This is a genomic window from Saccharopolyspora sp. 6V, from assembly GCF_020176785.1.
In the GTDB taxonomy this organism is placed as follows: domain Bacteria; phylum Actinomycetota; class Actinomycetes; order Mycobacteriales; family Pseudonocardiaceae; genus Saccharopolyspora_C; species Saccharopolyspora_C gregorii.
The window spans coordinates 45,189-66,386 of record NZ_JAIUKB010000081.1 but is presented as its reverse complement, the minus strand read 5'-3'; the positions used below and the strand labels follow the sequence as shown (position 1 = coordinate 66,386).

Sequence of the window (21,198 nt, the reverse complement as noted above, 5' to 3'; positions counted from 1 at the left end):
GCACCCCCCCATGTCTTAGGGTCTCGTGGGCTCGGAGATGTGTAAAAGACAGGTCCACGACGAACCCACCCGCCCCGGTGACGGCGAGATCGGAGCGCGCTACTCGGCGCTGCCCCGCGCGGTGAAGGACGCCATCGGCAACCCGCTCGGCGACGAGGAGGTCGAGCACGACTCGCTGCGCTGGCGCGAGTACGAGCACGCCCGCTTCTACTGGACGCCCGACACCGGCGTGCACATCGTCTTCGGCGGCATCCTCGACCGGTTCGTCGCGCTCGGCGCGCACGACGTCGTCGGCGTGCCCACCACCGACGAGCTCACCGACGACGCGGGCGCCCGCTACACCGAGTTCGTCAGCCTCGACGGCAAGGAGACCGCCTCGGCGATCTACTTCACCAGCGCCACCGGCGCGCACCTGCTGCGCGCCCCGATCCTGGAGAAGTGGACCGAGAACGGCGGCGGTGCCGCGCTCGGCCACCCCACCACCGACACCACCACGACCCCCGACGAGCTTGGCGCCTACAACCACTTCTCCCGCCCCGGCGGCGCCTCCATCTACCTGACCCGGGACAACGAGGCGCACGTGGTGCTCGGCGCGATCCGGGACAAGTGGGCCGAATCCGGCTGGGAGGCAGGGCCGCTCGGCTACCCGACCACCGACGAGATCACCGCCGCCGACGGGCGCGGCAAGTACGCCCGGTTCGACGGTGACGGCGAGTTCGCCGCGGGCATCGCGTGGAGCCCGCAGACCGGGGCGCACTCGGTGCGCGGCGCCATCATCGACAAGTACCTCCAGTTCAGCGGCCCCAACGGGCTGCTCGGCTACCCCACCACCGACGAGCTCACCGCCCCCGACGGGCGCGGCAAGTACGCGCACTTCACCGGCGGCGACACCGGTGCCGCCTCCATCTACTGGTCGCCGCAGACCGGGGCCGTCGAGGTGTACGGCGGCATCCGCGCCCGCTGGTCCGCGCTCGGCTGGGAACGCTCCTACCTCGGCTACCCGGTGCGCGGCGAGCACGACGTGCCGTGGGGCCGCAGCACCGAGTTCGAGCTGGGGTACGTGGATTGGCACCGGGACGGCGGACGGGTGGCCGACTTCCCGAAGCGCTGACGGGCGAGCCCGGATCCCGGCTGGTACAACGGGAAACGGGCCACGAACTGAGGTGCGCCTGACGGAGTGGGGTCCGTCAGGCGCACCTCTTCCCGTTCCACCCGCTTCCGCAGAACGCTCGCCCCCGCCCGGATTCCGGTCGCCGGCCCCGATCTCGCCCGCGCCCCCGTTTTCGCCCGAACGCTCGGACTTCACGGCCTCGACGCCTCCGTCGTGGATCCCGGCCGATGCGGCCGAACCGGTGAACGTCGAAACCCGGGGCAACCGGCCGACCCCGCCCCGCGTGCTCAAGTCGTACGGAAATTCCTTGCTGTGCAAGCGAAAAGGGGACGTGCCTTGAACACCAGGAACTGGGGAATCGTGCTCGCCGCGGCCGCCGTGCCGCTCGCCCTCGCCGGACCCGCCGCCACCGCGGCCGCCGTGCCGGAACCGGCCGGACAGGTCCAGCAGCAGGCCTTCACGCCGATCGAAGAGCGGTACTGGAACGACGCCGACCTGCGGCAGCTGCTCGGCGAGCCGGTCGACTCGCAGCACACCGACGGCGAGACCAGCTACCAGCGGTTCCAGTACGGCTGGTTGTTCCACATCGAGGCCACCGGCGTCACCGAGATCCACGGCGACATCGCCGCGCGGTACAACGACATCGGGGGTTACGACGTGCTCGGCGCCGCCGACGCCGACGAGCGCGTCGCGCCGGACGGAGTCGGCCGCTACAACCAGTTCGCGGGCAGCGACGCGACCGGGCCCGCCTCGATCTACTGGACCGACGCGACCGGGGCGCAGGGCGTGTGGGGCCCGATCCGGGACTTCTGGGAGGCGAAGGGCTGGGAGGTCGGCTACCTCGGCTACCCGACGAAGACGACCACCGCCACCGTCGACGGATCCGGCAGCTACAACCACTTCGTCGGCCCGAACGGGGACGGCGCCTCGGTGTACTGGTCGGAGGAGACGGGCGCGCACTCGGTGCAGGGCGCGATCCGCGAAGCATGGGCCGCGCAGGGCTGGGAGACCGGCGAGCTCGGCTACCCGACGACCGACGAGCAGGTCGCCGACGACGCCATCGGCCGCTTCAACGAGTTCTCCGGCCGCCAGGAGACCGGGGCCGTCTACTGGTCCCCGGAATCCGGGGCGCACTGGCTGCGGGGCGACGTGCTGCGGCACTGGTACGACCTGGACCGCTACTCCGGCTACCTCGGCTACCCCACGTCCGACCCGCACGAGGTCGACGGCGGCGTCCAGGTGGACTTCCAGGGCGGCTACATCCTGCGCAACCCGGACACCGGCGCGATCAGCGACGCACCGTGGTGATCCGCTGACGAGCCGGACCACCGCGGGGAGCGGTCCGGCCCCGCTCACCCGTCCGTCCGAAGTGGACCGACCGAATCGGTCCACTTCGGACGGTCAGAGCGCGTCGGCGAGCCCGCCCAGGATCTCGGCGAAATCCACCGGCCGGCAGAAGTACCCGACGTGCCCGCAGTCGAGCGTCCGCACGTCGAACGGGTTCGCGGGCGCCAGCGCGTCCGCGTCCGCGATCATGCGGTCCTGCTCCGGCAGCGGGGTGCAGCGATCCGCGGCGAACCGCACGAACGTGCGCGGCACCCGGCCCCAGCGCTCCGCCGTCGCCGGCACCCGCTCCGCGCCGATGCGCACGTTCGCGTCCGGCTCCAGCACGTCCACCAGGGCGCGGAATTCGTCGTCGGTGCCCTCGGCCAGCATCGCGGCCTTCGCCGCCCGGAACCGCGCCGGGTCGGAGTCGCGCAGGTTGAACCGCAGCACGCCCAGCTCCGCCGGATCGCCGAGGACCGGCCACCCGATCTCGTCCAGCAGGTTCCCGGTGTGCTCCGGCCAGCGCGCCGAATCGGCCACCGACTCCGAGCGCACCGCGCACCACGCGGACAGGTACACGAGCCGGCCCACCAGCTCCGGGCACCGCTCGGCGACCGCGGTGATCGGGATGCCGCCCGCGCTGGTGCCCGCCAGCAGCACCGGACCGTGCTCGGCGACGCGGCGCAGCAGCCCCTCCAGGTGCTCGGCGTAGTCGTCGATCCCGATCCCGGCGAGCGCGGAAGGGGCGGTGGCGAACGCCTCGACGTCCTGCGGGGACTGGTAGTAGGCGGCCGGGTGGTGCGCGTTCAGGCCGTGCCCGGGCAGGTCCGGCGCCAGGCTGCGGTAGCCGCGCAGGGCCAGCTCGCGCTGCACCGGCGACCAGACGCCCGCGGTGCTCGCGGCGCCGTGGACCAGCACGATGGTGGGGTTCGCTGACATGGGGCCTCATCTCCGACGGCGCGGTCGCGCCGGAACGTCGTGGGATGCCCGGCTTCCGCGGTCGCGGAACGGGACGGCTCGCGAGGGCGAGCGGGCGGCTTCGTCAGCTGATCACGATGTCAGAGTAGGGCACCGGGCAAGCGAATATCGACGCGCGACGGCAACGCGGGCGGGGCCACCGGGCGGAACTCCCGGTGCGCGAGCAGCGCGAGCGCCGTGCCCAGCCGGTGGCAGAACCAGTCGTCGGTGCGCAGCCGGTGCCTGCCGGCGTGCTCTTGCGGATCCTGCTCCGGCCACACGATCTCCTCGTCCGGCACGTCCGCGCAGGACGACGGGGGCGCGAGGACGTCCGCCGACGCGGTCCGGAAGGCGGGAGCGGGCGGGGCCGGAACGGGCCGGGCGGCGGGGAGCCTGGCCGCGGGGACCCGGGCCGCGGAGAGCTGGGCGGCGGGGGGCTGGGCCGAGCGGGGGCCCCGCTCCGGGGGGCCGGACGTCGCGGGACCCGGTTCCGCCGGTCCGGGTTCGAACGAGCCCGGCTTCGGCGAGTCCCGCTTCGGCGGCGGTCCGGGTTTCGGCCGTCCGAGTTTCGGCGGTCCGGGCTTCGGCGCTCCGGGCGTCGGCGGCCCGGGTTTCGGCGGTCCGGGCTTCGGCGGCGCGGGCCGCGGTGGGGTCGGTTCCACGGCGACCACCCGGTTCGCGGGGAACCGCGGGCGCGGCCGGACCGAGGCCGGCGCCGCAGCACCGGCCGCCGGCCGAGGCGGCGCCACGCCGGCCCGCACCGTCCAGGTCGGGCGGCCCACCGGCGCGGGCCGGTCCGCCGACCGCAGGTCCGTCACCCGCCGCCCCGGAGCCACCGCCCGCACCGGGCTTCCCGGACGCGCGGCCGGTCCCGCAGCGGGGACCCGCCGCCGTCCGGCGGAAGCCACCGGAGCACCGCGGGAGCGCACCCGCAGTCGGTCGACGGTGACCGCGCCCGGCCCCGCGCCGCCGTGCTCGCCCCGGCCCCCGCGCAACGGGAGCACCAGTGCCAGTACCCCGGCCAGCAGGACCGATCCGGCCACCACGGCCCCGAGCTGCTCGGCGCTCATCCCTGCTCCCTCGCATCGCGCAGCGCCTTCGCCCTGGCCAGGCAGTCCGCGCAGGACTCCGCGAACCAGTCGCAGTCGCTGGGCTCGTTGATGGTGAACCGCAACCCGCACAGCGCATCCCGCACCTGCCCGGGGTACGGCCGCTGCTCGGCGGACAACGCGTGCCGCTCGCCCTTCGCCGGGCGCCAGTACGCGACCGGACCGGCCAACCTGATGAACACCGCGAACCTCCTCGTCCTCCGCTGCGGACACCGCTTTCGCGGCGCGCGTCCGCCGCCGAATTCCGGGACGTTCCGGGCCGCCGCACCGTTCTCTCGCCGCGCAGTTCTCGCCGCACGGCTCTCACCGCCGACTCCCGCGGCACGACTCCCGCGGCACGACTCCCGCGGCACGTCCGGCGCGCAGCCAGAACCGGCCTACCTGAACGATAAAGAGAGTGCATTCCCGGAGGAACTACCCATTCGGATGATCTTGATTGCGCACAGGTCCGCGCACTGGAACAACTGGACTCGATCCCCCGTTTCGATCGAAAGGCCACCGATGAGCATCACCGGCCCTCCCGTGGCCCGCCTCCAGCTGGGCAGGCTGCTGCGGGACATGCGCGAGAGCTGCGGAAAGACCCAGGAACAGGCGGCGAACGCGCTGGAATGCACGAAACCGAAAATCAGCAAGATCGAGACGGGCAAGGCCACCATCGGACCGGGAGATGTGCGGCTGCTCATCGACTGCTACGGGGTGCCGGGAGACCGCGCGGAAACCGTTCTGCAACTCGCCCGCCAAGCCCGGAAGCGGAATCATATTCGCGTTCCGGACTGGGCACAGCGATTCGTCGCGATGGAAAGCATCGCCGCCACGCTCTTCGCGTACGAGTCCGAACTCGTTCCCGCGCTGTTCCGCACCCCCGAGTACGCCAAGGCGGTCGCGCTCGCGCTCGACCCGCGGCGCGACGCGGACGAGCTCGAACGGCTCGTCACCGTCAACGCCGACCGGCAGGCGGTGCTCGCCGGGGACGAGCCGCCCGCGGTGGCCGTGGTGCTCAACGAGACGGTGCTGCGCCGCCAGGTCGGCGGCTGCGCCGTGATGCACAAGCAGCTCGCGCACCTGCGCGACCTCACCGAGCGGCCGAACATCACCGTGCAGGTGCTGCCGTTCGGCGCCGGCGCGCACGCGGCGATGGGCACCTCGTTCCAGCTGCTGCACTACGAGCAGCCCGCACCGGGGCGGCTCGTCTACATCGAGCACCTCAGCAACGCCGACTACCTCGACGGACCGGCGCAGACCGAGTGGTACGACACCGCGTTCGCCCGGCTCCGGGCGGCGGCGCTGAGCCCCGGCGACACCGCCACCCTGCTCGACGAAGTCCGCTGACCCGGCGGTCCGGCGACGACGGCGACCGGAGCCGTCCGCGACGCGTGCGCAAGAATGATCCCGCGGCGACGGGGAAGATCTTCTTGAGGACGGTGTCGTGGAGCCCAGCAGCCCGATCCGTGCACCAGGGGAAGCGCGACGCCCCCTCGACGAGCTGACCGCTCCCGCGGCCCGCCGCGCCAGGTGGATCGCGCACGTGGTGGCGCTGCTGCTCGGCCTCGCCGGGTTGTGCTGCGCGCTGGCCCTGCCGTTCGCCCCGGTGTGGGCCGACCGCACCGAGGTGAGCTGGCCCGCCGCCGACGAACCCGCGGTGTCCACCACCGCGCTGTTCGCCCCGTACCGCCCCGCCGAGTTCACCGCGACCGTCCCGTGCCGCGCGCTGCGGGCCGCGCTGGACCGGCCGGAGCCGGTGCTGCTGCTGGCCACCACCCCGCCCGGCAGCGAGCGCGACGGGCTGGTGCTGCGCACCGAGGACGGCGCCCCGGACCTGGTGCTCGGCGAACGCGCCGTCCCGCTGCCGCCGCTGCCCGCGGACTGCGACCTCACCGTGCGCGCCGACGCGCAGCGGACCGAGGTCGTGGTCGGCGGGCTGCCCGCGATCGTGCTACCGGACGTGCCCGCGCCGGAGATCTTCGCGTTCCGCACCGGCCTCGCTCCTGAGCAGGCGGCCGAGCTGTCGGTCACCGCCCGCGCCCACACCTGGTTCGAGACCGCGCCGAGCTCGCTGAAGCTGTCGCTGATCGGGGCGGCGCTCCTGCTGGCCGCGTCCTCGCTGCTGCTGCTCGTCGCGCATACCCCGCCGACCTGGGCCGCGATCCGGCGAGCAGTGCTCGATCGCATCCGCTTCAACACGGCGGCATTACTACTCGTTGATGCCGCGGTGGCGGCGGTGCTGGCGTGCTGGCTGGTCATCGGGCCGATCAGCGATGACGACGGCTTCGCGATGCTGACCATCCGCAACCACGCGGCGACCGGGGACATCGGCAACTTCTACCGCTGGTTCAACGCTTCCGAGGCACCGTTCACGCTGGTGCAGCACCTGATGCGCTGGGTGTCCGAGCACAGCCTCGCGCCCGCGTGGCTGCGGGTGCCGAGCGTCGTCGCCGGGATGCTCACCTGGCTGGTGCTGGCGCACGGCATCGTCGCCCCGCTGTGCCGCGGCGTCCGGCGGGTGCCGGTGCACCTGCTGAGCGCGGTGTTCTTCCTCGCCTGCTGGTTGCCGTTCGACCTCGGCATCCGGCCGGAGGCGTTCGTGGCGCTCGGCACCGCCGCCGTCGTCGCGCTGCTGCTGCGGGCCACCGCGCCGACGGCGCGGGCCCCGTTCGGCCCGCTCGGCGCGGCGGCGCTGCTGACCGGGCTGACCGTCGCCGTCACGCCCACCGGGGTGGCGGCGCTGCTGATCGTGCTGGCGTTCGCACCGCGGATCCGGCGGGTGCTGGTCGTGCAGGGGGCGCTGCCGCGCTGGATCACCGTGCCGACGCGGACCGCGCTGCTGTGCTGCCTCGGCTCGGTCGGGGTGGTGGCGATGTTCGCCGACTCCACCTGGACCGGGTTCCGCCGGGCCACCGAGATCCACGAGGAGTTCGGGCCGAGCCTCGGCTGGTACCAGGAGATCGACCGGTACGCGGAGCTGCTGGGCACCACCACCTGGGGGACGGCGAGCAAGCGGTTGGCGGTGCTGCTGGCGATCGCGGCCGTGCTGCTGGCGTCCGCGGCGGTGCTGCGGCGGCTGCACCGGGCGGTGCGGATGCCGGAGCTGCCGCTGCTGGTCGGCGCGGTGGTGGCGGTGTTCGCGACGCTGTGGCTGACGCCGTCGAAGTGGACGCACCACTTCGGCGCGCTCGCCGGGGTGGCGCCCGCGCTGCTGGCCGCGACCGTGGTGCTGCTGGCCAGGGTGGGGGCGTTGCCGGGCGCGAAGCGCGAAGCCCGGCAGCTCGGCGTCGCGGGCGCGGTCGGTGGCGCGGTGCTGGCGGCGCTGGCGTTCACCGGGCCCAACTCGTGGTGGCAGTACTCGGACTTCGGGGTGGCGTGGTCGGACACCGCGGTGCGGCCGCTGGGGCTGCCGTTGGACGGTCCGCTGCCGTGGCTGCTGCTGGCCGCGGTGATCGGTCTGCTCGGGTTCGGGCTGGTGCGGATGCGGGCGCTCGCCGGGGCGTGGACGCTGCCCGCCTCGGCGCTGTTCACCCTGTCGGCGCTGGTGATGGTGGTGGTGCTGCTCGGGTCGTTCGCGCAGGCACCGGCGCAGGCGGGCGCGTTCTCGGTGGGCCGCTCCAGCTGGGACAGCGTGCGGGCCCGCAGCTGCGGCATCGAGAACGAGGTGGAGACGCTGCCGCTGGCCGAGGACGGCGCGCTGCGGCTCGTCGACGGCCCGCTCGACGACACCGGCGCCGAGGCGGAGACCGGCACCGCTGCGACCGCCGACGACGAGGACGGCGAGCCCCCGGCCACCGCCTTCGCCGCGAACCGCGAACGCCCCGGCCGCCCGCCGCAGGAACCGCTGCTGCGCCGCGAACCCGGCGAGCTCGCGCTGCGCCCCACCGGCGCCGAAGCCGAACCCACCGACGCGAGCCCGCTGATGTGGGACAGCCTCCGCGACGGCCCCGCCACCACCGGCGAGGTCACCACCGGCTGGTTCGAGCTGCCCGCGCTGCGCCCCGGGCAGGAGCTGTCGGTGTGGGTCGCCGGCCGCCCCGAGCAGGGCAATGAGCTGGCGCTCCAGTTCGGCGGCCGCACCGGGGACGAGGTGCGCGAGCTCGGTTCCCGCGCGCTGCGCGACACCCCGCCCCGGCAGCTGCCCTACGAGGACCCGCGGAAGGGCCGGCCCGTCGACTGGCGGGACTTCGGCTCCTGGCGGCTGATCACCGTCACCGCCGCCGACCTGCCCGCGCGCGCCGACCGGGTCCGGCTGCACGCCGTGGACACCACCACCGACGAGCAGGGCTGGCTCGCGTTCAGCGGTCCCGCGGTGCGCGACGTGGTGCCGCTGCGCGACGTGCTCGACGGCGGGATCCCGGCGCTGGTCGACTGGCCGATCAGCTTCCTGTTCCCCTGCTACTTCGACTACCCGCGCGTCTCGCACGGCACCGCGGACAGCCCCGGCCTGCTCATCACCCCGCCCGCCGGGGAGGGCTCGATGGCGTTCGACCCGTCCTACGGCGGGGTGTTCACCGGTGTGCTCGGCCAATCCCGGCGGCTGGAGACGCCGAGCAGGCTGCGCGGCGACCCCGGGTTCGCCTGGGGGCACGTGCTGTCGGTGCGCTACGACCTGGACCGCGACGCCTACGACCAGCGCACCCGCCGGGTGTTGCAGGGCGGCGCGGACGGCGACGGCGCCTACCCCTTCGAAGAAGGCGATCTGCACCCGTGACCGCGAACATCACCGGACCGGTGGATAACGATCACGCGATGCCGGTGCCCAGCGGTGGCCCGATGCGGAAAACTCGGGTGCGCCGGGCACCCCGAGCCGTTCCCCGCCCGGACGAACCGCGCCGGATCGCCCGACCGACGGGCAACCGATCCGCCGAGCGCGGCGTCCACGCGACGCGAGGACGGTGACGAGGGGGAGTCAGGTGGCCGAGACGATCAGCCGAGCAGTGCCGGTGCCCTCGCCAGACCGGCGGACCGAGGAGGCGGCCACGGGTTCGCTCATCTCCTACGTGCTGCCGGTGTACGACGAGCAGGACGGCCTGCGCCGGTTCCACCGGGAACTGCTCGCCGCCACCGCGACCCGGCCCGACCTGGAGTACGAGTTCATCTACGTCAACGACGGTTCCCGGGACGGTTCGCTGCAGGTGCTGCGGGAGCTCGCCGAGGCCGACCCGCGGGTGCGGGTGCTGGACTTCGCCCGCAACTTCGGCCACCAGATCGCCATCACCGCCGGGCTGGACCACGCCGAGGGCGACGCGGTGGTCGTGATGGACACCGACCTGCAGGACCCGCCCGCGGTGAGCATCGAGATGATCGACGCGTGGCGCGGCGGCGCCGAGATCGTGTCCGCGCGGCGGCGGACCCGGCGCGACACCCGGTTCAAGCGGCTCACCGCGCACTCGTACTACCGGCTGCTGCACAACCTGGCCGAAGTGGACATCCCGGTGGACACCGGCGACTTCCGGCTGCTGGACCGGCGCGCCGCCGAGGAGCTGCGCGGGTTCCGGGAGCGCAGCCGGTTCATCCGCGGCATGGTCGCCTCGATGGGGTTCCAGCAGACCGAGGTGCTGTTCGACCGGAACGAGCGGGCCGCGGGCGAGACGAAGTACCCGCTGCGCAAGATGGTGCGGCTCGCCGCCGACGGCGTCACCGGGTTCTCCACCGCACCGCTGAAGCTGATCACCCGCATCGGGTTCCTGAGCCTCGGGCTGGCCGCGCTGGGCATCCTCTACGCGGTGGCGCTGCGGCTGTTCTTCCCGCAGATCACCGTCTCCGGCTGGACGATGATCATGGTGGTGATGCTGTTCCTCGGCGGGGTGCAGATGCTCTCGCTCGGCGTGATCGGCAGCTACATCGGACGGATCTACGACGAGGTGCGCCAGCGCCCGCTCTACATCGTGCGCAAGGTGATCCGGCATGACGGGGGTTGAGCAGCGCCGGCTGCCGAGGCCGAGCCGCGCCCTGGTGCTGTACGGGATCATCGGCGTCAGCGGCGTCACCCTCGACTACCTGGTGTTCCTGCTGCTGTTCAACACCTGCGGGCTGCACGAGCAGCTCGCGAACGCGATCAGCACCAGCGTCGGCATCGCGAACAACTTCGCGCTCAACGCCCGGCTGAACTTCCGCACCCGGGACCGGCTGCTGGTCCGCTTCGCCCGGTTCTACAGCGTCGGCCTGGCGGGCATGGCGGTGACGTTCCTGCTGCTGCACCTGGGTTCCGGGCTGCTCGGGGTGACGCCGAACCTGGTGAAGGCGGCCGCGATCCCGCTGGTCGTGCTGCTGCAATACCTGATCAACAAGAGATGGAGTTTCGGATGAAGCTGGGTGTCGTGGGCGCCGGGGCCACCGGTCTGACCGCCGCGTTCGACGCGGTGAAGGCCGGCCACGACGTCACCGTGCTGGAGGCCTCCGCCGAGCTCGGCGGGCTCGCGGCCTCCATCGAGGTCGGCGGCACCCCGCTGGAGCGCTTCTACCACCACAGCTTCAAGACCGACCGGGCGATGATCGACCTGATCACCGAGCTCGGCCTGGCCGACGACCTGCGGTTCCACTCCCCCAGCACCGGCGTGTACCTGGACGGCGAGCTGCACCCGTTCGGCACCCCGCTGGAGATGCTGCGGTTCCCGAAGTTCTCGCTGCTCGACCGGCTGCGGTTCGGCGCCAGCTCCGCCGCGCTCAAAGCGGTCCGCGACGGCTCCCGGTTCGGGTCGGTGCGCGCCCTCGACTGGATGCGCCGCTGGGCCGGGCCGCGGGTCACCGGGACCATCTGGGAACCGCTGCTGACCGGCAAGTTCGGCGACCGCGCCGAGCAGGTGTCGATGGCGTGGCTGTGGGCGCGGATCCACTACCGCACCTTCGAGCTCGGCTACGTGCACGGCGGGTTCCAGAAGGTGTACCGGGCGCTGCTGGACGCGGTGACCGAACGCGGCGGCCGCGTCGAGTTCGACAAGCCCGTGGTCTCCGTCCGCCAGCCGAACTCGGTGGAGGTGAAGACCGCCGACGGCACCGCCTACGAGTTCGACCGGCTCGTCGTCACCGTCCCGCAACCGGTGTTCGCGAAGGCCGCCGAGATCGAATCCGACGACGTGCTGTGGCGCAACCAGTACCTGGGCGCCACCTGCTTCGTGCTGGAGTGCGACCGCAGCGTCATCCCGTACTACTGGCTCAACATCAACGACACCGATTTCCCGTTCCTCGCCGTCGTCGAGCACACCAACATGGTCGACCGCGCCGAGTACGGCGGGCGGCACGTCGTCTACGTCGGCAACTACGTGCCGCGGGACGACTGGCGGTTCACCACCGAACCCTCGGAGCTGCTGGCGCGCTACGTCCCGTGGCTGCGGAAGCTGAACCCGGAGTTCGACGAGTCGTGGATCCAGGACTGGCACTTCTCCAAGGCCGGGTTCGCGCAACCGGTCGTCACGCCCGAGTACCGGGACCTGATCCCGCCGCACGCCACCTCGATGCCGGGGGTCGTGCTGGCCACCATGTCGCAGATCTACCCGCAGGACCGCGGCCAGAGCTACGCGGTGCGGATGGCCCACGACGTCATCCGCGACCTCGGCCTGGACCGGCCCTAGAACGGCGGGGCGCCCCCGGCGGGCACCGGGGGCGTTCCGAGATCGGGTTCGATCAGAGGTAGTACGCGAGGAACAGGCAGCCCGCGAGCACGGCTCCGAGGACCAGCAGCACCTTGTCCTTCAGCGCCACCTCCTCCGGCTCGCCCGCGACGCCCTTGTCCACGTCCACCGCGTACCGCAGGATCGCGATCACCATCGGGATGATCGAGATGATGCCCCAGCGGGACTGCTCGATCTCGCGGATGTCGTACGCCCACAGGCAGTACGTCATGATCGTGATCGCGGCCGCGATGGCCCACACGAACCGCAGGTACGACGGCGAGTACGCCTTCAGCGACTTGCGGATCTTCGCGCCGGTCTCGGCCGCCAGCTTCACCTCGGCGTAGCGCTTGCCCGCCACCATGAACAGCGAGCCGAACGCCACCACGATGTAGAACCACTGGGTGATCTCCAGCCCGGCCGCGGCGCCACCGGCGACCGCGCGCAGCAGGAACCCGGAGGCCACGATGCACAGGTCGATCACCGGCTGGTGCTTCAGGCCGAAGCAGTAGCCCAGCTGCACCGCGATGTACACGGCCATCACCGTGAACAGCCCGAAGCTCACCACGCCGGAGATGGCCAGCGAGCCGCCGAGCAGCAGCACCGCCACCACCCAGGCGATCGGCACCGGGATGAGGCCCGCCGCGATCGGCCGGTTCCGCTTGGTCGGGTGCTGGCGGTCCGACTCGACGTCGATGGCGTCGTTGATGAAGTAGATGCCCGATGCGGCCATCGAGAACACCACGAACGCCAGGGCGGCGTCGAGCACGACGTCGGTGTTGAGCAGCGCGCCCGCGGTGAACGGGGCGGCCAGCACCAGGACGTTTTTGACCCACTGCTTCGGGCGCAGCTCCTTGATCAGGCCGCTGATCAGGCCCGCCGGAGTACCCGCCTTCGCGGTCACCTTCGCGTGGTAGGCGTCGGAGGACTTGTCCTTCTCGTCCCCGGCCTTCGCCTCGGACTCCTCCAGCGCGGCGGCGCTGCCGCCCGCCTCGGAGCCGATGGACCCCTCGGCGTCGGCCTCGACCTCGCGCACCTGCTCGGCGTCCGTCTCGACGGGAGCCTTCGCGCCGTTCCCGGCGGAGTTCTCCGTCCCGCCGTCCTCGGTCTTCGCCGCGGCCTCGTCGATCCCGCCTTCGGGTTCGCTGACGGTCGCGCCGGTCTCGTTCTTGTCAGCCACGGTTCCTCCGCCGTCTCGTGAACCGCCGGACGCCCAGCGCCACGGCACCGCCGAGCGCTGAACCGGCGAGAACGTCGCTCGGGTAATGAACCCCCAGGACCATCCGGCTGACCATCATCGGCGGCACCAGCGCCGGGGTCAGCCGCTTGCCCAGCAGACCGCCGTAGAGCACGGCGGCCGTCGTCGTCGATGTCGCGTGCGAGGACGGGAAGCTGAGCTTGCTCGGCGTTCCGACCAGCACCTTCACCTGCGGGTCACCGGGCCGGCTGCGCCGCACGACCCGCTTCACCCCGATGGACGCCCCGTGCGCGAAGGCGACGCCGGCCGCGGCCGCGACCCACTCGCCGCGCCGCTTGCGGTCCACCAGCGCACCCACGGCGCCGATCGCCAGCCAGCCTGCCGCGTGCTCGCCGAACAGCGACATCGCGCGGGCCGCCTTGACCACCGGCGGCTTGGCCAGCGCGCCCTGCACCTTGCGCAGGACGAGCGTCTCGGTGGTGACTTCCGGCATCGGTTCCTCGGTGCCGGGGATGAACTCCCGCTCCGCGGCGCTGGACGCGCCGGGAGTCGTCGTAGTCGGTTCAGCAGCCACTTCGTCTCCGGGGTCGGGGCACACAGGTCACGGGGTCGATCACTTCTCGTCGAAGACCTGTTTCCAGGACTCCGGGCTGGTCAGCTCGGGCAGCGCCGCGCGGTAGACCTCGCGCAGCCGCGGCCACTCGCGGGCCAGCTTGCGGTAGTTCGCCAGGGCGCGGAGCCCGAGCCTGCGGAACTCCTCCGGGTCGCGGCGCCGGAACGACACCCCGCTGCCGTCGGCGTTGGACACGGTCGCGCTGTCCAGCGCGCCGAGCAGGAACCAGCGGGCGCTGTCGGCCGGGATGTTCAGCTGCGGCCGCTCGCCCGCCGCCTGGTCGGGTTCCTTGAGGTTGTGCAGCAGCGCCTTCGACGCCCGCGCCGCGATGACCGCCGGGTTCACCGGCGGCTTCAGCAGGCCCTCCGCCATGATCGGGTCCGCCGAGGGCGGCGGGAACTCGCGCGCCGAGGGCAGCGTCTTCGCGTCGTCGTAGTCCTTGCGCAGCTCCAGCACGTCCGGGCGGGCCGTGCGCAGCGAGTCGAACAGCTCGCCCGGTCCGGCCAGGAAGTCCTCGATGGCCTTCTGCTGCACCGCCACCGTGGAGTACTCCATCGACAGCAGGTGCCGCAGGGTCAGCTTCAGGCCCTGCTTGACCAGGACCTGCCGCACCTCTTCCGGGCTGTGCAGCGCGGCCATCACCAGCCGGTTGCGGGTGTGGAAGTAGGCGGTCCAGTCCGTGGCGTCGTTCTTGTCCGTCCACGGCATGTGCCACACCGCCGCGCCCGGCAGCGTCACCGTCGGGTAGCCGTGCGCGCCGGCGCGCAACGAGTACTCCGAGTCGTCGAACTTGATGAACAGCGGCAGCGGCAGCCCGGAGTTCTCGATGACCTCACGCGGGAACAGGCACATCCACCAGCCGTTGTAGTTCGCGTCGATCCGCTTGTGCAGCTTCTTGCTCTTGCGCAGCGGGGTCTTCGCGAAGTCGTAGTCGGTGACCGCGCCCGGCGCGGGGCGCCAGATGCCGACGCCGACGTCGACGACCTCGCCCATGCTGTGCAGCCGCGAGCGGGCCTGCAGGTTCAGCATGTGGCCGCCGACGATCACCGGGTGGGAGGCGGCGCGGGCGAACGCGTTGGCGCGCAGCACGCCGTCCGGCTCCAGCGCGATGTCGTCGTCCATGAGCAGGACCTGCTCGGCGTCCGAGTTGTGCACGCCCTCGTACATGACGCGGGTGAAGCCGCCGGAGCCGCCGATGTTGGCCTGCTCGATCACCTGCAGCTTGTCGCCGAGCCGCTCGGCCGCCAGCTCGAAGCCCTCGGTGTCGCGGATCTTCTGACCGCCCTGGTCGGCGACGACGACCTTCTCCACCACGGCCATGACCTCGGGGTCCTCGCCCAGGGTCTGCAGCGCCACGACGCAGTCGGCCGGGCGGATCGTGGTGGTGCCCACGACGACCCGCTGCCGCGGCAGCTCGACGTCGGTGGTCCAGGCCGCCTCGTCGACCTCCAGCGCGCTGTCGTTGGTGAACAGGTCGAACCAGATCCAGCCGCCGTCCTCGAACGGCTTCAGCGAGACCCGGAACTCCAGCCACGTCCAGGACTTCGGGCTGGCGACCGGCGCACCTTCCAGGTGCACGCTGTCGCCGTTGGCCTTCGAGCGGTAGACGTCGAGCCGACCGGCCCCCTTGACCTTCAGCCGCAGCACCACCTCGTCGACCTTCGTCCACCGCTTCCAGTAGCTGGCGGGGAAGGCGTTGAAGTAGGACGCCAGCGAGATCTTGGAGTGCGCGGGCACCTTGATCGAGCGCCGGGACACCACCGTGGTGGTGCCGGTCTGCGGCTCGTCGATGTAGAGCGCGCGCACGTCCAGCGGGTCCTCACCACGCGGGAAGACCACGCGTTGCAGCACCTGCTCGGGAGCCACCTTGCGGCTCTTCGAGCGGGTGGCGGCCGCCTCACCGGTCTTGCTCTCGGCCGCGGTCGCGGTCCCGGCGCGCTTGGTGGCGGCCGCGGACTCGTCGGGGGTCCGGTCGGTCACGTCAATCCTCCAGCGAGCCGTCCAGGAGGCGGCCCTCGGTGAAATAGGGGGTGAGCTTGTTGTCGAACATGCTCAACGCCGAGCCGATCGCCATGTGCATATCGAGGTACTTGTAGGTGCCCAGCCGGCCGCCGAAGAGCACCTTGCGCTCCTTGGCCTCGGCCTTCGCCTTCTCGCGGTACGCCTCGAGCTTCGCCCGGTCGTCGCCGGTGTTGATCGGGTAGTACGGCTCGTCGCCGTGCTCGGCGAACCGCGAGTACTCCCGGACGATCACCGTCTTGTCCTTCGGGTGCCGGTCCTCCCGCTCGGGGTGGAAGTGCCGGAACTCGTGGATCCGGGTGTAGGGCACGTCCTCGTCCGCGTAGTTCATCACCGGCGTGCCCTGGTAGTCGCCGGTCGGCACGACCTCGGACTCGAAGTCGAGGGTGCGCCAGCCCAGCTCGCCCTCCGAGTAGTCGAAGTAGCGGTCCAGCGGGCCGGTGTACACCACGGGCACGTCGGCCGGGAGCTCGGCGCGGACGTCGAAGTAGTCCGTGCTGAGCTGGACCTCGATGTTCGGGTGCTCCGCCATCTTCTCCAGCCAGGCGGTGTAGCCGTCGACCGGAAGACCCTCGTAGGTGTCGTTGAAGTAGCGGTTGTTGAAGTTGTAGCGGACCGGCAGCCGGGTGATGTTCGCGGCGGGCAGCTGCTTCGGGTCGGTCTGCCACTGCTTGGCCGTGTAGCCGCGCACGAACGCGTCGTACAGCGGACGGCCGATCAGGGAGATCGCCTTCTCCTCCAGGTTCTGGGCGTCGGCGGTCTTGATCTCCGCCGCCTGCTCCGCGACCAGCGCCTTGGCCTCGTCCGGGGAGAACGCGCGACCGAAGAACTGGCACAGCAGGCCCAAGTTCATCGGGAACGAGTAAATCTGTCCCTCATGCCGGGTGAACACCCGGTGCTGGTAATCGGTGAAATCCGTGAACCGGTTCACGTACTCCCACACCCGCTTGTTCGAGGTGTGGAACAGGTGCGCGCCATAGCGGTGCACCTCGATACCGGTTTCCGGTTCCGGTTCCGAATAGGCGTTTCCGCCGATGTGGTCACGTCGGTCCAGCACCAGCACCCGCTTGTCCAGCTGGGTGGCGGCGCGCTCTGCGATCGTCAGTCCGAAGAATCCGGAGCCAACAACGATCAGGTCATAGCCTGCGAAGCTCACAGCCGTCGAGGGTAGCGGCCAGCCGACGGGGCCCGGGAACCGCGTTGAGGTTCCCGTCCCGATTCAACTACATCACGTGTTTTCGCTGGCCATCCGGGTGGCGCTGAGTCCGATCAAGACCGATCGTGCAGCACGAACAGTGACACTTCGCGACTCTCCGGAGTCGTCGCGACGATCGGTGTCGCTCAGCGCGGTGACGGGACCGGCGAGTCGGATTCGGTAGCATCGCCGCGGCCCGCTCCCGGACCTGGAAGGTGATCTGCAGCGTGACCAAGGTCCGAGACGGCCGGTACCTGCTGGTGGCGGCGATCGTCCTGGAAGCGCTGGCGATCTGGTTCGTGCACTGGATCGACACCCGCGGCTACATGGACACCGAGATTTACCGGCTCGGTGCCCGAGCGTGGCTGAACGGTTACGAGATCTACGGCGACCTGACTCCGGAATCCCCGGACAGCACCACCCTGCCGTTCATCTACCCGCCGTTCGCGGCGATCGTCTTCACCCCGCTGTGGTGGTTGTCCGGCGATGCCGCCGTCGTCGTGGTCTCGGTGCTCTCGCACCTGTCGATCCTGGTGACCGCGTATTCGTTCGCGCGCTCTTCGCCCTACCTCGCGCCGAACGCCGGGTCGGTGGCGGTGGCCACCGCGGTCGCCCTGCCGGTCATGACGATCATCGAGCCGACGCGGGACACGGTGAACTACGGGCAGGTCAACCTGCTGCTGATGGGCCTGGTCGCCGCCGACTGCCTGCTGCCGCGCACCCGGTGGCCGCGCGGGCTGCTGGTCGGGATCGCCGCCGCCATCAAGCTCACCCCGCTCGGCTTCCTGCTGCTGTTCCTGCTGCGCAAGGACTTCCGGGCCATGTCGGTCGCGGCCGTCACGTTCGCCGGGACGGTGTTGCTGGGGCTGCTGGCGGCGCCGGACGACTCGGCGGACTGGTGGCTGGACAAGATGTTCTCCACCGGCGAGGACATCGGCGCGGTGTACGCCGGGAACCAGACGCTGCGCAGCCTGCTCGCCAAGCAGGACATCACCGGGACGGCGCTGGACTCGCTGTGGATCGCCGGGTCGCTCGTGCTGCTGGTGCTCGCCGTGCTGGGGATGCGGTACGCGCTGCGCACCCGGAACGTGCCGCTGGCGCTGGTGGTCAACGCGGTGCTGGTGCTGCTGATCTCGCCGATCTCCTGGTCGCACCACTGGGTGTGGGCCGGGCCGGCGCTGGTGCTCGTGTTCGCGATGGCCTGGCGGCACCGCTGGTACGGGATCGCGATGTACGCGGGGCTGTGCGCGCTGGCGGTGCTGGTCGCGCCGCACTGGTACCTGCCCAACACCGGGGACCGGGAGCTGCGGTGGACGTTCTCGCAGCAGGTCGTGGGCGGTTCCTACGCGCTGCTGGGCATCGGCTTCCTCATCGCCTGCGCGGCCGCGCACCTGCTGCACCGGCAGCGGACCGCGGCGGAACCGGCCGCCGAACGGGTCGGCAGCGGGGTCTAGCCAGGACGCCGTGTCCGCCTCCCCAGCCCGAACACGGCGCTCCGAACGTTCATCAGATCTTCACGCCGCCCGCGGCGGCGCCCGGTCAGCGGGTCACGGCCACCAGCGCTCCAGCACCTGCGCGACCCCGTCCTGCCCGTTGCAGCCGGTGACCTCGTCGGCGATCTCCAGCACCCCCGGGTGCGCGTTGCGCATCGCCACGCCGTGGCCCACCCAGTCCAGCATCGGGATGTCGTTGGGCATGTCGCCGAAGCCGATCACCTCGTCCGGCGGGACGCCGAGCTTCTCGGCCACCGCCGCGAGGCCGCTGCCCTTGTCCACCCCCGGCGCGGACAGCTCGACCGGGCCGCCGCCCATCGAGCAGGTCAGGCACAACCGGGGCCCCAGCACCTCCTCGACGGCGGGCACCAGGTCGGTGCTGCGGTCCTCGTGCAGCACCATCAGCTTCACCGCGGGCCGGTCGAACAGCTCCGAGCGCTCCACCACCCGGATGTCCCGGTTCGGCCAGACCCGGTGGAACCCGGCCTCGGCGAGGAACTGCTCGGCCACGTCGTCCCGGGCCCGGCCGGTGGAGCGCTCCACCGCGAACGTGCAGCCGGGCAGCGCCTCGCGCAGCTCGCGGGCCGCGTCGCGCAGCTGCTCCGGTTCCATCTCGGTGCGGTGCAGCACCCGGTCGGATTCGGCGTCGTAGAGCACCGCGCCGTTCGAGCACACCGCGATCCCGGCCACGCCGAGACCATCCACTATCTGCGGCACCCATCGTGGTGGCCTTCCGGTGACCAGCACGAACGGGGTGTCGTCCACGACGGCGCGCACGGTGCGCGCCGTCCGCTCGCTGACCTGGACCGACGGGTCCAGCAGCGTTCCGTCCACATCGGATGCGACTAGCGCGGGTTTGTTCACCCGGGACATGCTGGCGAGACCGCGCACGAGCCGGGGCTCGATTAATCCGGCTTCACCTGACAGTGTGGATCTTTCCGTCGGCCGGGGAGCACTCGGACGGGCGGCAGGCACGAAACCTGGTCAAGAGCCCGCACAGGGTCGAACCCGTCCGGGTGGTACCGATACGGTCAGCGGTGTGCGCGTTGGGATTGTGATACTGCCCGAACACCGGTGGTGGGCCGCGGAGCCGCTGTGGCGGATGGCCGAGGAGTACGGCTTCGCCCACGCCTGGACCTACGATCACCTGGGCTGGCGGTCGCTGGTCGACAAACCCTGGTTCGACGCGGTGCCCACGCTCACCGCGGCGGCGACCGTGACCTCCACGATCCGGCTGGGCACCCTGGTGGCCTCGCCGAACTTCCGGCACCCGGTGCACTTCGCCCGGGAGATCACCGCGCTCGACGACATCTCCGACGGCCGGATCACGCTCGGCATCGGTGCGGGCGGGTCCGGCTTCGACACCGCGGTGCTCGGCGGGCAGCCGCTCGCCCCCGCCGCCCGGACCGAGCGGTTCGAGGAGTTCGTCGAGCTGCTCGACAAGATCCTCACCCAGGACAACACCAGCTGGTACGGCGAGCACTACACCGCCGTGGAAGCCCGCCGCGCCCCCGGCTGCGTGCAGCTGCCGCGCCTGCCGTTCGTCATCGCCGCGAACGGGCCGCGCGCGATGCGGCTCGCCGCCCGCTACGGGCAGGGCTGGGTGACCACCGGCAGCGGCGGGGACGACGTCGAGGCCTGGTGGCGCGGCGTGGCCGAGCTGACCAAGAAGTTCGACGACGCGCTGGCCGCCGAGGGCAAGGCCCCGGCACGCGTCCACCGCTACCTGCAGGCGGACGCGGCACCGGCGTACTCGATGAGCAGCGTGGAGTACTTCAAGGAGGTCGTGGGCCGGGCCGCCGAGCTCGGCTTCACCGACGTCGTGACGCACTGGCCGCGCACCGATTCGCCCTACGAGGGGACCGAGTCGACGGTCGAGGAGATCGCCTCCGAGGTCCTCCCCGAGCTCTGACCCGCGAGGCAGGCGGCCCGTCCGGAACGCCCCCCCCGGACCGCTACGCGGGCGGGTCCGTGGTGAGCAGGGTGGCGCCCACCGCCAGGAACTCGGCGGGCTCGCCGCCGGGCACCACCAACCGGTGCGCCACCGTCGCGCCGAAGCTGGCGCTGTCCCCGGCCCGCAACGTCACCGAATCCTGCTCGAACTCGACGCGCAGCTCCCCGCTGAGCACGTACAACCAGTCGTGCCCCTCGTGCTGCACCGGCCGCACCCCGACGCTCGTCGGGTCCAGCCGGTAGCGCGCCGCGTACATCCCGGGCAGCACCGAGCGGGGCGTGAGCACCTGCACGGCGAGGTCACCGGATTCGACGGTGGGCACCTCGTCGCCGCGCATCACGACCGCGGCCGGGCCGGGCACCGCGTCGGTGAACAGTTCGGGGAGCGCCACGTCCAGCGCTCCGGCGAGCGCGGTGAGCTCCGGAAGCGTCGGCGTCGCCGCCTCGTCCTCGACGGCCGCGAGCCGCTCCGCGGTGAGCCGCGCGGCCTGGGCCAGTCCGGTCCCGGGCAGCCCGCGCTCGGCGCGCAACCGGCGGATCCGCTCGCCGATGCCCGCCAGGCCCCGGGCGTCCGCGCCGTCGCCGGGCGCGCTCTGTCGTTCAGCTGAAGGATCCGCCACGCCCACCAC

Annotated in this window: 18 protein-coding genes; 9 read left to right on the top strand and 9 right to left on the bottom strand. The window is 71.9% G+C overall.

Translation table 11 applies throughout. The annotated features are described in order from the left end of the window. The first annotated feature begins 37 nt into the window (after nucleotides 1–37). Nucleotides 38–1,111 (top strand): hypothetical protein, encoded by a 1,074-nt coding sequence (locus tag LCD35_RS16890; RefSeq protein ID WP_225044444.1) that lies wholly within the window; start codon nucleotides 38–40, stop codon nucleotides 1,109–1,111. A 336-nt stretch (nucleotides 1,112–1,447) separates the two neighbouring features. Next, nucleotides 1,448–2,419, top strand: a complete 972-nt coding sequence (locus tag LCD35_RS16885) for an LGFP repeat-containing protein (RefSeq protein ID WP_225044443.1) — start codon at nucleotides 1,448–1,450, stop codon at nucleotides 2,417–2,419. A gap of 93 nt (nucleotides 2,420–2,512) precedes the next feature. On the opposite strand, the gene LCD35_RS16880 is transcribed toward LCD35_RS16885, so the two are convergent. From LCD35_RS16880 to LCD35_RS16870, 3 genes are all read right to left on the bottom strand, one after another. Then, complete coding sequence (locus tag LCD35_RS16880; RefSeq protein ID WP_224963219.1) at nucleotides 2,513–3,376, bottom strand: alpha/beta fold hydrolase; 864 nt, start codon at nucleotides 3,374–3,376, stop codon at nucleotides 2,513–2,515. A 119-nt stretch (nucleotides 3,377–3,495) separates the two neighbouring features. Next, nucleotides 3,496–4,464, bottom strand: coding sequence for a hypothetical protein (locus LCD35_RS16875; protein WP_225044442.1), 969 nt, complete (start codon nucleotides 4,462–4,464; stop codon nucleotides 3,496–3,498). Further along, nucleotides 4,461–4,685 (bottom strand): zinc finger protein, encoded by a 225-nt coding sequence (locus LCD35_RS16870; RefSeq protein ID WP_224958415.1) that lies wholly within the window; start codon nucleotides 4,683–4,685, stop codon nucleotides 4,461–4,463. The genes LCD35_RS16875 and LCD35_RS16870 overlap by 4 nt, the downstream gene beginning before the upstream one ends. Before the next feature lie 319 nt (nucleotides 4,686–5,004). On the opposite strand from LCD35_RS16870, the gene LCD35_RS16865 reads away from it, so the two are divergent. From LCD35_RS16865 to LCD35_RS16845, 5 genes are all read left to right on the top strand, one after another. Beyond that, entirely contained in the window at nucleotides 5,005–5,832 is an 828-nt protein-coding gene (locus tag LCD35_RS16865) for a helix-turn-helix transcriptional regulator (protein ID WP_224958413.1), read from the top strand. Between the two features lie 97 nt (nucleotides 5,833–5,929). Further along, nucleotides 5,930–9,199 (top strand): arabinosyltransferase domain-containing protein, encoded by a 3,270-nt coding sequence (locus LCD35_RS16860; RefSeq protein ID WP_225044441.1) that lies wholly within the window; start codon nucleotides 5,930–5,932, stop codon nucleotides 9,197–9,199. 232 nt (nucleotides 9,200–9,431) lie between these two features. Beyond that, complete coding sequence (locus LCD35_RS16855; protein WP_224958411.1) at nucleotides 9,432–10,409, top strand: glycosyltransferase family 2 protein; 978 nt, start codon at nucleotides 9,432–9,434, stop codon at nucleotides 10,407–10,409. Then, on the top strand, nucleotides 10,396–10,797 hold the full coding sequence (locus LCD35_RS16850) for a GtrA family protein (protein ID WP_224958410.1): 402 nt from the start codon (nucleotides 10,396–10,398) through the stop codon (nucleotides 10,795–10,797). The genes LCD35_RS16855 and LCD35_RS16850 overlap by 14 nt, the downstream gene beginning before the upstream one ends. Continuing rightward, nucleotides 10,794–12,059: an NAD(P)/FAD-dependent oxidoreductase gene (locus LCD35_RS16845; protein WP_224958409.1), complete on the top strand. Its 1,266-nt coding sequence runs from the start codon at nucleotides 10,794–10,796 to the stop codon at nucleotides 12,057–12,059. The genes LCD35_RS16850 and LCD35_RS16845 overlap by 4 nt, the downstream gene beginning before the upstream one ends. A gap of 52 nt (nucleotides 12,060–12,111) precedes the next feature. Here the strand turns inward: LCD35_RS16845 and LCD35_RS16840 are convergent, their stop codons facing one another. The 4 genes from LCD35_RS16840 to glf form a co-directional block, all read right to left on the bottom strand. Continuing rightward, the gene (locus LCD35_RS16840; RefSeq protein WP_255615105.1) at nucleotides 12,112–13,068 is read right to left on the bottom strand and encodes a decaprenyl-phosphate phosphoribosyltransferase; all 957 of its coding nucleotides are present in this window, start codon (nucleotides 13,066–13,068) and stop codon (nucleotides 12,112–12,114) included. Between the two features lie 202 nt (nucleotides 13,069–13,270). Next, complete coding sequence (locus tag LCD35_RS16835; RefSeq protein WP_224967134.1) at nucleotides 13,271–13,789, bottom strand: phosphatase PAP2 family protein; 519 nt, start codon at nucleotides 13,787–13,789, stop codon at nucleotides 13,271–13,273. A gap of 120 nt (nucleotides 13,790–13,909) precedes the next feature. Beyond that, nucleotides 13,910–15,889 carry a glycosyltransferase gene (locus LCD35_RS16830; protein WP_308011326.1) on the bottom strand — a complete coding sequence of 660 codons (1,980 nt, stop codon included), beginning with the start codon at nucleotides 15,887–15,889 and terminating at the stop codon, nucleotides 13,910–13,912. 1 nt (nucleotide 15,890) lies between these two features. After that, complete coding sequence (glf, locus tag LCD35_RS16825) at nucleotides 15,891–17,084, bottom strand: UDP-galactopyranose mutase (RefSeq protein ID WP_224958408.1); 1,194 nt, start codon at nucleotides 17,082–17,084, stop codon at nucleotides 15,891–15,893. 266 nt (nucleotides 17,085–17,350) lie between these two features. Here glf and LCD35_RS16820 point away from each other — a divergent pair, with 266 nt between their 5' ends. Further along, nucleotides 17,351–18,577, top strand: a complete 1,227-nt coding sequence (locus LCD35_RS16820; RefSeq protein ID WP_224978348.1) for a glycosyltransferase 87 family protein — start codon at nucleotides 17,351–17,353, stop codon at nucleotides 18,575–18,577. A gap of 93 nt (nucleotides 18,578–18,670) precedes the next feature. Here the strand turns inward: LCD35_RS16820 and LCD35_RS16815 are convergent, their stop codons facing one another. Continuing rightward, nucleotides 18,671–19,480 (bottom strand): HAD family hydrolase, encoded by an 810-nt coding sequence (locus LCD35_RS16815; RefSeq protein ID WP_224958406.1) that lies wholly within the window; start codon nucleotides 19,478–19,480, stop codon nucleotides 18,671–18,673. 175 nt (nucleotides 19,481–19,655) lie between these two features. Here LCD35_RS16815 and LCD35_RS16810 point away from each other — a divergent pair, with 175 nt between their 5' ends. Next, nucleotides 19,656–20,528 (top strand): LLM class flavin-dependent oxidoreductase, encoded by an 873-nt coding sequence (locus tag LCD35_RS16810; RefSeq protein WP_224958405.1) that lies wholly within the window; start codon nucleotides 19,656–19,658, stop codon nucleotides 20,526–20,528. 43 nt (nucleotides 20,529–20,571) lie between these two features. Here the strand turns inward: LCD35_RS16810 and LCD35_RS16805 are convergent, their stop codons facing one another. Then, nucleotides 20,572–21,189: a helix-turn-helix domain-containing protein gene (locus LCD35_RS16805; RefSeq protein WP_224958404.1), complete on the bottom strand. Its 618-nt coding sequence runs from the start codon at nucleotides 21,187–21,189 to the stop codon at nucleotides 20,572–20,574. Nucleotides 21,190–21,198: the final 9 nt, after the last annotated feature.